The 13,792-nt window shown below is 69.2% G+C and carries 2 protein-coding genes; both read left to right on the top strand.

Annotated features, from left to right (window positions below):
• Positions 1-9,784, top strand: a 9,784-nt coding sequence (locus B0T44_RS26810) for a type I polyketide synthase (protein WP_139795352.1), incomplete at its 5' end; no start/stop codon positions are given.
• Positions 9,739-13,792: type I polyketide synthase (locus B0T44_RS24790; protein ID WP_139795351.1), on the top strand; the 4,054-nt coding region annotated here is incomplete at its 3' end. The genes B0T44_RS26810 and B0T44_RS24790, both read left to right, overlap by 46 nt.

Below are 13,792 nucleotides of genomic sequence, written 5' to 3'. Positions count from 1 at the left end.
CGCGGGTTTCGGTGCTGCGGCCGAGGCTGCCACCGGCACCGGTGTGTTCCTCGGCAGTACCGGCACCGACTTCGCCGAAATCGTGGCCGCGCGGGGAAGAGCCGGTATCGGCAGGCATTCGCTGTGGGCGGTGGGCCGGGGTGTGGCGGCCAACCGGATCTCGAATTACTACCGGTTCACGGGGCCGAGCCTGGTGGTCGACAGTGGGCAGTCCTCGTCTCTGGTGGCGGTGCACCTGGCCGCTGAAGCGATCCGCCGTGGTGATTGCGAGGTCGCGCTGGCCGGTGGTATCAACCTGATCCTGTCGCCGCTCAGCGGCGAGCGCTACGAACAATTCGGCGCTCATTCGCCGTCGGGAAAGTGTCATACCTTCGATGCGAACGCCGATGGAACCGTCCGTGGTGAAGGCGGGGGCATCGTCGTGCTCGAACCGCTGCACCGCGCGGTGGCCAAGGGCCGTCGGGTCTACGCGGTGATCCGTGGCAGTTCGGTCAACAACGGCAATGAGCGGCAGGTGCTGAGCGCGCCCAGCCCGGCCACCCAGGCGACGGTCATCCGGGCCGCGCTGGCGAACGCCGGGGTCGAGCCGGAGTCGGTGGACTACGTGGAACTACACGGCACCGGCACCCCTGCGGGGGATCCGGTGGAGGCGGCTGCTCTGGGCGATACCTATGGCGCAGGCCGACCGGCCGGGCGGCGGCTGGCTGTCGGCTCGGTCAAGACCAATATCGGGCACCTGGAGGGTGCGGCCGGAATCGCCGGGTTGATCAAGACCGCACTGTGTGTGCGGTACGGCGAGCTGGTACCCAGCTTGAACTTCCACACGCCCAATCCCCGGATCCCGCTCGATGAGCTGGGCCTGACCGTGGTGACCGGCAACCGGCCCTGGCCGGCCGCGCCGGTGCGCCGGGCCGCTGTCTCGTCGTTCGGCATGGGCGGCACCAACGCGCACGTGATCCTGGAAGGAGTTCCCGCCGGTGCGGCGGCCGCGGCGGGGACGGATTCCGGCGCTCCGGATACCGCACCCGGGCAGCCACTGACCTGGGTCCTGTCCGCGCGCAGTCCACAGGCGTTGAGCGCGCAGGCCGCTCGGCTACGGGACTGGCTCGGCGATCACCCTGACCTCGACGCCGCGGCGGTGGCATCGTCGCTGGCCCGGTCTCGCGCGCGGCTGGAGTGGCGCGCGGCCGTGGTCGGCGGGGATACCGACATCCTGTCGGACGGACTGGCCGGGCTCATCCACCCGGCACCCGATTCCGGCCCGGGGGTGGTCGTACCCGAGCGGGCCGCGACCCGTCATGTGGTGTTCGTTTTTCCGGGCCAGGGCAGCCAATGGGTGGGGATGGGTGCCCGGTTACTGGCCGCCGACCGGGTGTTCGCCGCGTCCATCGCCGAATGCGAAGCGGCGCTGGCGCCGTTCGTGGACTGGTCGTTGACCGAGGTGCTGCGGGCCGAACCGGGTGCCGCCGGACTGGACCGGGTGGATGTGGTGCAACCGGCGCTGTTCGCGGTCATGGTGTCACTGGCGCGCTCATGGCAGGCGCGGGGTGTCCAGCCGGCCGCGGTACTGGGCCATTCGCAGGGTGAGATCGCGGCCGCGGTGGTGGCCGGCGGCCTGTCGACAGCGGATGGCGCCCGGGTGGTGGCGTTGCGCTCACAGGCGGTGGCCCAGGCGCTCGCCGGATCCGGCGGTATGGCGGCGGTCGGACTGTCCGCGGACGCCGTCGCCGATCGGCTGCGCACGTTCGGTGCTCGGTTGTCGGTCGCCGCCGAGAACGGTCCGGGGCAGACGGTCGTGTCCGGTGATGCGGACGCGATCGGGGAGTTTCTCGACGAGTGCGCGGCCGAGGGAGTCTGGGCGAAGCGGATTCCGGTGGACTACGCCTCGCATTCGGCCGCGGTGGAACGGATCCGGGATCGATTGCTGGCCGAACTGGAGCCGATCCGGCCCGCTGCGGGGTCGATCCCGTTCTTTTCGACCGTGACGGGCGACTACCTCGACACCGCAGGCCTGGATGCCGAGTACTGGTATCGCGGTCTGCGCAGGCAGGTCAGGTTCGCCGAATCGGTGCGCAGCTTGATGGGCACAGGAATGAACGCGTTCGTCGAGGTGAGTCCCCATCCGGTGCTCACCGTGGCGATCGAACTCACCGCCGGGTCGCTGGGACTATCCGAGCGGGTGGCCGTGCTGGGCACGCTCGAACGCGACCGTGGCGGTGCGGAGCAGTTCGGCGCCGCGCTGGCTCGGGCGTACTGCGTGGGCATAGATGTGCCTGCCGAGATGTTCGCTCCGCTCACCGCCCCGGTGGACCTGCCCACGTATGCCTTCCAACGTCGGCAGTGCTGGACGCCGGATGCGACCGGTGGCGCGGGCGATGTGCGCGCGTACGGGCTGGTGCATCCCGATCATCCGATTCTCGGCGCCGCAACGCCTCTCGCGGGTACCGGCGGTTGGCTGTTCACCGGCCGGCTCACCACCCGCACCCATCCTTGGCTCGCCGACCATGTGCTCGCCGGGGCGGCCGTGGTACCCGGCTCGGTCTGGGTCGATATCGCCCTGGCGGTCGGCTCCCGGGTCGGCGCCGAAACGGTGTCCGAATTGCGGATCCACCCCCCGTTGCCCGCTGCCGGGGTACTGAACCTGCAGGTGAGTGTGGCGGCGGCGGACGACCACGGGCATCGGTTGTTCACCGTGCACGCGCGGCCCGAGACCGGCGGCGAGAGCAGCGCGCCGATGTGGGTGCAGTGCGCGTCCGGCGTGCTCGCCTCGGCCACGGACACGGTGGACGCGGCGGACTTCCCCGAGGTGGCGATGGGTGACCGGCCTCCCACGGCCGATCGGGTGTCCGCCGGGGAACTCTACGACCGGCTGTTCGACCGTGGCATCGACTACGGTGTGCCCTTCCAGGGCGTCACCACCGCCTGGGGTCAGGACGACGAGCACTTCGCCGAGGTTTCGCTCGACGAGAGCCTGGCCGATGGGGCCGGGCGTTTCATGGTTCATCCTGCGCTCTTCGATGCCATGCTGCATCCCGCGCTGGACTTGTACTCCGCAGGCTCCGACAGCCCGGCGATACCGATCACGGTGTCGCTGCGCGGTATCCGCCTGTATCGCCGTGGTGTGCCTGCCGCGCGCGTCCGGATCGGACGTGGCGAAGCGGGCGCCGCGCATCTCGCCGCGATCACCGAGAACGGTCAACCGTTGCTCACCATCGAGTCGTTGCTGATCGAGCCGGCGGGACCCGTGCCCGATACCACCGCCGCGGTGGCGAACCCGGCACGCCCGGCGCGTGAACGGCGGACCGTGGTGGCCGGGTCCTTCGCCGAGCGGCTCGGCGCCGTGCCCGAACCGCAGCGGCAGGCACTGGTGCTCGCGGTGGTCGCCGAGCAAGCGGCGGCAGTACTCGGCCACGATTCACCGGACGCGATCGACTCCGACCTGCCGTTCACCGCCTTCGGCTTCACGTCGATGAGCGGGGTCGAGTTACGGCATCGGTTGGCCCGCACCACCGGTGTCGACCTGCCGATGACGCTGATCTTCGACCACCCGACACCAACCGCGGTCGCCCGGCTGGTCCGTTCCCGGCTGGAAGGTCTCGAGGACGACGCGCCGCGACCGGTGCGCCGCGACCGCACAGAGGAACCGATCGCCATCGTCGGAATCGGGTGCCGTTTTCCGGGCGGCGTGCGGTCGGTCGATGACCTGTGGGACCTGGTCGCCGGTGGTGTCGACGCGGTCACCCCCTTTCCGACGGATCGTGGCTGGGATCTGGACCGCCTCTTCGATGCGGATCCGGACAAGCCGGGCACCGTGTACACCCGGGAGGGCGGCTTCATCGACGATGTGGCGGCTTTCGACGCGGCCTTCTTCGGAATCGCGCCCCGCGAAGCGGCGGCGATGGATCCACAACAGCGGTTGATCCTGGAAGTGTGCTGGGAGGCCCTGGAGAACGCGGGGATAGATCCGGCCACGTTGCGCAACACCGACACCGGTGTCTACATCGGTGCCGGTTCATCCGGGTACTCGCCCGGAGCAACCGGTGAATACGAGGGATTCCGGTTGACCGGTAACGCGCACAGTGTGGTCTCCGGCCGGGTCGCCTACGTCCTCGGCCTGGAAGGTCCGGCCGTCACCGTCGACACCGCGTGTTCCTCGTCGCTGGTCGCCCTGCACCTCGCCTGTCAGGCACTGCGGCAGGGTGAGGTGTCGCTGGCCCTGACCGGTGGTGTCACTGTTGCGGCGAGCCCGGACCTGTTCGTCGACTTCTCCCGACAGCGGGGACTGGCCGCCGACGGGCGGTGCAAGCCGTTTTCCGCTGCCGCCGACGGTGTCACCTGGGCCGAGGGTGCCGGGGTGCTGGCGGTCGAGCGGTTGTCCGATGCCCGGCGGCTCGGTCATCCGGTGCTGGCGGTCGTGCGTGGCAGCGCGATCAATCAGGACGGCGCGAGCAATGGACTGAGCGCACCGAACGGCCCTTCGCAGGAACGGGTGATCGCCTCGGCATTGGCGAATGCGGGGCTGAACCCGGCGCAGGTGGACGCGGTCGAGGCGCACGGCACCGGTACGGCGCTGGGTGATCCGATCGAGGCCCAGGCACTGATCGCCGCCTATGGATCCGATCGGGAGCGTGCACTGCGGATCGGATCGCTGAAATCCAATATCGGACACGCGGTCGCCGCCGCCGGTATCGGCGGCGTGATCAAGATGGTGGCGGCCCTGCGCCATGAGACCTTGCCGAAGTCCCTGTATGCCGATCCGCCGACACCGCATGTGGATTGGTCGGCCGGTTCGGTTCGGTTGCTGACCGAGTCCGAGCCGTGGCCGGCCGGTGGTCGTGTCCGTCGCGCGGGTGTGTCCTCGTTCGGGATCAGTGGCACCAATGCGCACGTGATCCTGGAGGAAGCGCCCGCACTACCGGCGGCTGCGTCGGCGAGCGGTGCGACCGGGGACGGTGGTGCCGCCGCTGGTGTGGTGCCGTTGTTGTTGTCGGGTAAGTCGGAAGCGGGCTTGCGCGGACAGGCGGATCGGTTGCGGCAGTGGCTGATCGATCGCCCTGACCTGGATGCGGACAGTGTCGGGTATTCGCTGATCGAGACCCGGGGGTGGCTGGAGCGCCGGGCGGTGGTCGCCGGCGCGGACCGGGACGAGTTGATCGCGGGGCTGGCGGCGCTGGCGTCCGGTTCGGTGTCGCCGACGGTCGTCGAGGGCGGTGCGCGGGCGGGGAGCACCGCGTTCCTTTTCACCGGTGGTGGTGCCCAGCGAGTGGGTATGGGTGCGGGTTTGTCTCGAGCTTTCCCCGTGTTCGCGGCGGCGTTGGACGAGGTGTGCGGGGAGCTGGACCGGCATCTGGGGGGATCGTTGCGGACGGTGATGTTCACCGATCCCGACGGGTTGCTGGATCAGATGGAATGGATGCAGCCTGCGTTGTTCGCGTTCGAGGTGGCGATGTTCCGGTTGCTGGAATCGTTCGGTGTGACGCCGGATCTGGTGGCCGGGCATTCGCTGGGTGAGCTCGCCGCGGCGTATGTAGCCGGGGTGTGGTCGCTGCCGGATGCGTGTGTGCTGGTGGCCGCGCGTGGCCGGTTGATGGGCGCGGCGCCGTCGGGTGGTGCGATGCTGGCGGCGGCGGTGTCGGAGGCCGAGGCCGCGCGGTTGCTGGACGGTTACGGCGACCGGGTGTCGGTCGGCACGGTCAACGGCCCGAATTCGGTGGTGTTCTCCGGGTACGCCGACGCTGTCGCCGAGATTCAGGCGCGGTTGACCGAGGCGGGGCGCAAGAACTCGTTGCTGCGGATTTCGCATGCGTCGCACTCGGTGTTGATGGAGCCGATTCTGGACGAGTACCGGGCGGTGGCGCAGGGATTGACGTATCGGTCACCGTCGACCCCGATTGTGTCGAATGTGTCGGGAACCCGGATCGGTGAGCAGGTGTGCGATCCGGAGTACTGGGTGTCGCACGTGCGCAGCTGTGTGCGGTTCGCGCCCGGGGTGGATACGTTGATCGATTCCGGGGTTCGCCGGTTTGTCGAGGTGGGTCCGGATGCCGCGCTGACCGCAATGATTCGTGAATGCTTGGCCGAGCGCCCGGAGCTGGAGGCCGCATCGGTGGTCGTGGCGTCGTCGCGGCGTTCGGCCGATGAGGCGGCGGCGTTCGTGGCGGCACTGGGGGCGGCGCGGGTCGCGGGGGTGGATGTGGATTGGGGGCCGTTGTTCGCTGGTCGTGCGGTGGGCCGGGTGCCGTTGCCGACGTATGCGTTCGACCGTCAGCGGTACTGGCTGGAGCCGGTGGCGGCGGTGGATGTGTGGCAGTCGGGTCTGGATGATCCGGGGCACCCGTTGCTGGGTGCGATGGTGCAGATTCCCCATTCCGGTGAGGTGGTTTTCACCGGGCGATTGTCTCGGTCGGGGCAGTCGTGGGTGGTTGATCACACGGTGGCAGGTGTGGCCTTGTTGCCAGGGGCGGCATTCGTTGAGCTGGTGCTGCATATCGGTGCGGTGATCGGATGCACCCGGGTGGCCGAACTGGTGATCGAGGCGCCGTTGCCGTTGCCGTCCGCCGATACCGTCGAGTTTCGGGCGGTGGTGGCGGGTGCGCCGGACGAGTTCGGAGCCCGCAGCGTCTCGATCTATTCCCGTACACGACCGGCCGACGACTCGAGTCGCACAGGTCCCGCTGGTTTCGAGCAAACTCCGACCTGGGTGCGTCATGTGGTGGCCACTCTCACCCACCGATCCACTGTCCAGACGCCGGATTCGGGTCTGCGAGTGTGGCCGCCGACCGATGCGGCAGCGGTGGAGATCGGCGACGTCTATCGGGATCTGGCCGAGCGGGGCTATGAGTACGGGCCGGTGTTCCGTGGTGTGCGGGCCGTGTGGCGGCGCGCGGATGAGGTGTTCGCGGAGGTGGAGCTACCGGCGGGTGCAGGTGGTGACGAGTTCGACCTGCACCCGGCCCTGTTGGACGCCGCGTTGCACCCGATCCTGGCGAGTGGGCTTCTTCCCGACACCCAGTTCGGACAGATCGCTGTTCCGTTCACCTGGGAAGATGTCGAGCTGTACGCGGCCGGTGCGACCACTCTGCGGGTCAGGGTTGCGACCACCGATTCGGGTTCCGGCCGGGTCGCGGTGACCCTCGCCGACGGTTCCGGAGCAACCGTTGCCGAAGTGGGCGTCCTGACGATGCGGCCCCTATCCACCGGTGCGCTGTCGGCCACCCGGCGACGAACCGATATGGGTTATCGGGTCGATTGGGTGGCGCTGTCCGAGGACGAAGGTGCACCCGGTGTCCCCGGTACCTGGGATCCGGCCGAGATCGGTGAAATCGCGACCATCGACGGCCGGACCATTTCGGTGCTGCGGCTCGACGTCGCGACCGGCGGCGACATCCCCCGGGACGTGCGCAACACCGTGACCGCGCTGACAGAACAGATCCAGCGGCTGCTGAGCCGGGACGAGCCGATCGTGGTGGTGACCCACTGTGCAGTGGCTGTTCACCCGGGCGAGTCGGTCGATATCGCGCAGGCCCCGGTGTGGGGCACGGTGCGGGTCGCGCAGTCCGAGTACCCGGGCCGAATTTTCCTCGTCGACGTGGACGATCGGTCGCAATACCGGGGCGCAGTCGCGCTGGCGGTGACCAGGGACATCGAACCGCAGCTGGCTCTGCGACGCGGGACCTGGTACGCGCCCCGGCTGAGTGCCGGCGTCGGCGACATCGTGGGTGCCGCGGATCTCGTCCAGACTCCTGGCTGGGCGATGACGCACCTGGAGAAAGGCACCTTGGCCGGCGACAATCTGGTGCTCATCGAGGCACCCGCCGAGCGGGCACTGGAACCGGGGCAGGTGCGGGTGGCGTTGCGTGCCGTCGGGGTGAATTTCCGGGATGCGCTGATCGCGCTGGGCATGGTGGCGAATACGGATGCCGACTCACGATCGATCAACGCGGCCTTCTGCGTCGAAGGCGCGGGTGTCGTGCTCGAGGTGGCCCCCGACGTGACCGAATTCGCGCCCGGCGACCGGGTATTCGGGTTCACCTCCGGTGCCGGTTCGGTATCGGTGACCGACCGGCGGCTGCTCGTCCCGATCCCGGACGGCTGGTCCTTCGTCCAGGCCGCCGCCGTTCCGGTCGTCTACGCGACGGCCTACTACGGCTTGGTCGACCTCGCAGGCGCCGAGCCCGGCGAAACATTGCTCCTGCATGCCGCCACCGGTGGCGTCGGTTTGGCAACCATCCAGTTGGCCCGGCACCTCGGATTGCGGCTGCTGGTCACCGCCAGCGAGCCGAAGTGGAACGTGCTGCGTGAACTCGGCTTCGCCGACCACGAGATCGCGGATTCACGGACGCTGGATTTCGAGCGGAAGTTCCTCGAAGTCACCGATGGGCGCGGTGCGGACATCGTTGTGGACTCGCTGGCCCGCGAGTTCGTGGACGCATCCCTGCGGTTGCTGCCCCGTGGTGGCCGGTTCGTCGAGATGGGGCTCCTCGATGAGCGCGACCCCGTTCAGGTCGCCGCCGAATACCCCGGAGTGGAGTACCACCACTTCGTGCTCCTGGATGTGCACCCGGATCGGTTGCGGGAGATCCTCACCGCCATCGTCGGTCTCTTCGAGTCGGGCGCCCTGACACCGTCGCAGACCACGGCCTGGGATCTCCGGCGGGCGCCGGAGACTTTCCGGTACATGAGCCAGGCCCGGCATATCGGCAAGAATGTGCTCACCGTGCCCACTCCGTTGCGACCGGACGGGACGGTGCTGATCACCGGTGGAACCGGTGGACTCGGTGCGGGGCTGGCGCGGCATCTGATCACCGAGTACGGCGTCCGCAGCCTGGTGCTGACCAGTCGCCGTGGTCCCGACGCCCCCGGTGCCGCTGCATTGCGGGCCGAGCTGGCCGCCCTCGGCGCTCGGGTGGATATCGTCGCCTGCGACGCGGCGGATCGCGCGGCGCTGGACGCGGTGCTGGCCGCGATCCCGGACCGGCATCCGCTGACCGCCGTCGTGCACGCCGCAGGTGTGCTGGCCGACGGCCTGCTCGACACCATGACTCCCGAGCGGATCGCCGAGGTGTTGCGGCCGAAGGTCGACGCGGCGTGGAACCTGCACGAGGCGACCCGGTCCATGGACCTGTCGGCCTTCGTGCTCTACTCCTCGATCGCGGGTGTGATCGGCAACCCGGGCCAGGCGAACTATGCGGCGGCCAATGTCTTCCTCGACGCATTGGCCCAGTACCGGCAGGTCATGGGTCTTGCGGCTACCGCGGTGGCGTGGGGACTGTGGCAGGACGGCACCGGCATGACCACCGGTCTGGGTTCGGCTGATATCGCCCGGCTGCGGCGAGACGGTTTCCCGCCCCTGGGTACCGAGGAAGGTTTGGCGCTGTTCGACGCGGCCCTGGCCGGTGGCCGGGCGGCCTTCGTCGGAGCCCGGATCGACCGGTCGGCACTCGCCGAATCCGGTTCGGCCGGTACCCGCTCGATCATGCGTGGCCTGTTGCGGCCGTCTCGCCGGCGGGCGGCGGCAGGCTCGGGTGAGTTGTCGACGCTGGCCGACCGGCTGGCCGGGCGGTCGGCTGCCGAGCGAGAACGTCTCGTTCTGGAACTGGTCCGGACCCAGGCCGCGGCGGTGCTCGGGCATGAGAGCGCCGAGTCGATCGCCCCGGGCGTGCCGTTCAAGGATCTGGGGTTCGATTCACTCAGTGTGATGGAATTCCGTAACCAGCTGGTCAAGACCACCGGTGTGCGTTGCCCTCGACCCTGGTGTTCGACTACCCGACCGCGACGGCGATAACGGAGCTGCTGCTGTCCCGGATCGAGCCCGTCACCTCGGAGGGCGCCGCCGAACACCCTGCGCAGCCGAGCGCGAAGGTGGGTCAGGGGTGCGGCGACGAACCGATCGCGATCGTCGGGATGAGCTGCCGGTTCCCGGGCGGCGTCTCGTCGCCGGACGACCTCTGGGATCTGGTAGCGGCCGGAATCGACGCGACCGGGGAGTTCCCTGCGGATCGTGACTGGGATCTGGTGCGGCTTTTCGATCCCGACCCGGACAGCCCGGGCACAACCTACACCCGACGCGGCGGATTCCTCACGGACGTCAGCGGTTTCGACGCGGAATTCTTCGGGATCAGCCCCCGGGAGGCGTCGGCCATGGATCCGCAGCAGCGATTGCTGCTCGAAGCGTCCTGGGAGGCGATCGAGAGTGCGGGTATCGACCCGACCGCCCTGCGCGGCAGCGACACCGGAGTGTTCGCAGGCGTGTGTGACTCCGGGTATGCCGACCGGGTGCCCGAAGAACTGGAGGGCTACCGGCTCACCGGCACCTCACACAGTGTGGTCTCCGGGCGGGTGTCCTATGTCCTGGGACTGGAAGGGCCCGCAGTCAGCGTGGACACCGCGTGTTCGTCGTCGCTGGTCGCGTTGCATCAGGCCTGCCGGGCACTGCGCGAAGGGGACACCTCGCTGGCTTTGGCCGGTGGGGTGACCGTCGCCGCGACCCCCTGGCTGTACATCAATTTCGCGCGGCAGCGCGGGCTGTCCCCGGATGGGCGGTGCAAACCGTTCTCCGCCCACGCCGATGGTGTCGCCTTCGGCGAAGGCGTCGGCGTGCTGGTGCTGGAACGGTTGTCCGACGCGCTGCGGCTCGGCCACAACGTGCTGGCGGTGGTACGCGGAACCGCGGTGAATCAAGACGGCGCGAGCAACGGGCTGACCGCTCCGAACGGTCCGTCCCAGGAACGGGTGATCGCGGCCGCACTGGCCGACGCCGGACTCGAACCCGCTGATGTGGGCGCGGTAGAGGCGCACGGTACCGGTACCACGCTGGGGGACCCGATCGAAGCGCACGCGCTGATCTCAACCTATGGCCAGGATCGCGAGCACCCAGTGCGCATCGGCACGGTCAAGTCGAACATCGGACACACCGTGGCCGCCGCCGGTGTCGCCGGGGTGATCAAGATGGTGCAGGCGCTGCGGCACGAGATGCTGCCCAAGTCCCTGCATTCCGGAGAGCCGAGCCCGCACGTGGAATGGTCGAACGGGAATGTGGCGCTGTTGACCGAGGCCGCGCCGTGGCCGGCCGGTAGCCGGACCCGGCGCGCCGGGGTGTCTTCGTTCGGGATCAGCGGCACCAACGCGCACGCCATCCTGGAGGAGGCTCCGCGTGTTCGAGCCGAGTCGGCCGAGCCGGTCGACCCGCCGCGCACGGCTGTGCCATTTCTGGTGTCGGCGAACTCGGAGCCGGGTTTGCAGGCTCAGGCGCAGCGGTTGCGGCAGTGGTTGGGCGAACACGCCGACCTCGATCTCTGGGACGTGGCCCACGCCTTGGAAACCACCCGGGCCCAACTCGATCGGCGCGGCGCGGTGGTCGCCGCCGACCGCGACGAACTGCTGGCCGGTCTGGCCGAGATCGCGGCCGGAGCGCCCGGCACGATCACGGCGACGGCCGGCACCGGCGCGACAGCGCTACTGTTCACCGGACAGGGTGCGCAGCGCACCGGCATGGGTGCCGGTCTGTACGCGGCCTTCGATGTTTTCGCGGCCGCCTTCGACGAGGTCTGCTCGCATATCGATCCGTTGCTGGGCAGCTCACTCGAAGACATCGTGTTCGATCCAGGCAAGGCCGACCTGCTCGACCGCACCGAGTTCACTCAGCCGGCGCTGTTCGCCTTCGAGGTGGCGGTCTTCCGGCTGATGGAATCGTTCGGAGTCGTGCCCGATGTGCTGATCGGGCACTCGATCGGTGAGCTCGCGGCAGCGTATGTGGCCGGTGTCTGGTCGCTGCCGGACGCCTGCGCGCTGGTGGTGGCCCGGGGCAGATTGATGGGCGCACTGCCCGCGGGTGGTGCGATGCTGGCAGCGGCTGTCTCCGAGGATGTCGCTGCGAAGGCTGCCGCCGGTTCCGCCGACCGGGTGTCGGTGGCGGCCGTCAACGGCCCGTCGTCGGTGGTGCTGTCGGGTGATCTCGACGCCATCGCCGAGATCGAGGCCGAGCTGGCCCAGGTGGGTGTGCAGACCAATCGGCTGCGGGTGAGTCACGCATTCCATTCCCCCCGCATGGATCCCATGCTGGACGAGTTCCGTCGCGTGGCACAAGGGGTGACCTACCACCAGCCCACCGTGCCCATCGTGTCCAATGTTTCCGGCTCGGTGGTCGGCGCCGAGCTGACCGATCCGGGCTATTGGGTCGACCAGTTGCGTGGCTGTGTGCGGTTCGCGCCGGGAGTGGAAACGGCGGCCTCGATCGGGGTGCGGCGATTCGTCGAGATCGGACCGGACGCGGTATTGAGCGCGATGGCTCGGCAGTGCCTCGCCGAAACACCCGATATCGAGGATCGCTCGATATTCGTGGCGGCGGCCCGGCGTTCGGTGGACGAGCCGACACAGTTGCTGTCGGCGCTGGCGCGGGCTCATGTCGCCGGTGTCGCGGTGGATTGGCGGCCGTTGTTCGCGGGCCGCGCGGCGAGCCGGGTGTCGTTGCCGACCTATGCGTTCCAGCACCAGCGCTACTGGCCGACACCGATCACCACCTCGAGTGTCCACCAGTCGGGTATGGATCAGGCCGGTCACCCGCTGTTGGGTGCGATGGTGCGGCTGCCGGATTCCGATGGGGCCGTGTTCACCGGGCGGTTGACGGTGGACGGTCATCCGTGGCTGGCCGATCATACGGTTGCCGGGGCGACGCTGATGCCGGGCACGGCGTTCGTCGACCTGGTCCTGCATGTCGGGTCGACGGTGGACTGCCCGCGGGTGGCGGAATTGGTGGTCGAGTCGCCGTTGCCGTTGGTCGGCGACACGGCGGTCGAGTTGCGGGTGGTCGCGAGCGGGCCGGACGAGCCCGGCGCGCGGGCGGTGTCGGTGTACTCGCGACCCAGCGGCGGCTCCGGCTCCGGCGCGGACGAAGGTGACCAGCCTGACCGGTGGATTCGGCATGTGTCGGCGACGGTCGTGCCGGACCCGTTGGCCGCGAGCGCCGCTGACGGTGATACCGAGCCGATGAGCTGGCCGCCGAGGGGAGCGGCGGCCGTCGATATGGATGACGCGTATGCGGACCTCGCAGCACGCGGCTACGAATACGGTCCCGCATTCCGTGGCCTGCGGGCGTTGTGGCGTGGTGACGGTGAGGTGTTCGCCGAGGTGACCTTGCCGGACGCCGCGGGCCCGGCCGGTGAGTTCGGCATGCATCCGGCTCTGCTGGATGCCGCGTTGCACGCAGTGGTCATGGGTGGGTTGGTCCCTGACGCGGGCGCCGGTGCGGTGGCCGTGCCGTTCTCCTGGGAGGACGTGACCCTCGCCGCGGCGGGTGCGTCGTCGGTGCGGGTGCGTGCGGTGGCGAGCGCTTCCTCCGGCCAGGTGACGCTATGGCTGGCGGACACCTCAGGTGTTCCGGTGGCCCGGATCGGGACGTTGACACTGCGTCCGATCTCCGTCGCTGCGCTGGAGCCGGTCGGCAGACGCTTGCCGGGGACGGGCTACGAAGTGGACTGGGTACGTGTGTCCGGGTTCGGTGCGGAACCCGCCGAGGAGCTCACCGCCGCAGACCCCGGTGATATCGGTGAGATCGTTACCGGCGCAGGCCGGGTCGCGGCGGTGATCCGGGTAGATCACCAGATGGTCGCCGCTGGTGACCTCCCGGAAACAGTCCGCGATGTGGTGATCAGCGTCTGGTCCCGGATCAAGCGCCTGCTGGCTCAGGATGTACCGATCGTGGTGGTGACGCGACGAGCGGTCGCGGTACATCCGGGCGAGCCGGTGGATCTGTCGTCGTCGGCAGTGTGGGGTCTGGCGCGCTCGGTGCAGAGCG

This window comes from Nocardia donostiensis (assembly GCF_002081715.1).
GTDB classification, from domain to species: domain Bacteria; phylum Actinomycetota; class Actinomycetes; order Mycobacteriales; family Mycobacteriaceae; genus Nocardia; species Nocardia donostiensis.
The sequence above is the reverse complement of the archived record's forward strand: the minus strand, read 5'-3'. Positions and strand labels throughout refer to the sequence as shown.